Source organism: Paraburkholderia sp. SIMBA_030, assembly GCF_046535245.1.
In the GTDB taxonomy this organism is placed as follows: domain Bacteria; phylum Pseudomonadota; class Gammaproteobacteria; order Burkholderiales; family Burkholderiaceae; genus Paraburkholderia.
This window is the reverse complement of sequence record NZ_JAWRXB010000804.1, coordinates 1-263: the sequence shown is the minus strand read 5'-3', so window position 1 is coordinate 263 and position 263 is coordinate 1. Positions and strand designations below refer to the sequence as shown.

At 61.2% G+C, this 263-nt stretch carries 1 protein-coding gene; it reads left to right on the top strand.

The window, feature by feature from the left end; all coding sequences use genetic code 11:
* The coding region (locus SB772_RS42205) for an AI-2E family transporter (protein WP_410838800.1) at positions 1 to 263 on the top strand (263 nt) is incomplete at both ends.

The following is a 263-nucleotide window of genomic DNA, read 5'->3' as shown; positions in this document are numbered from 1 at the left end:
CTGTCATCTTGTTCTTCTTCCTCAAGGACGGCCACAAGATCCGGAATTTCCTGATTGGATTCCTTCCCGCTGACGGCCAGTCCAATGCGCACCTGGCCATGGAACGGAGCGCCATCGTCCTTGGCGGGTACGTCCGTGGCACGGCCGTCGTCGCGGCGACGGACGGTTTGATTGTTGGCGTTGCCTTGGCGTTGACCGGTGTTCCCCTGGCGCTTCCGCTCGGTGCGTTCGTCTTTATCGGCGGATTCATCCCGATCGTGGGC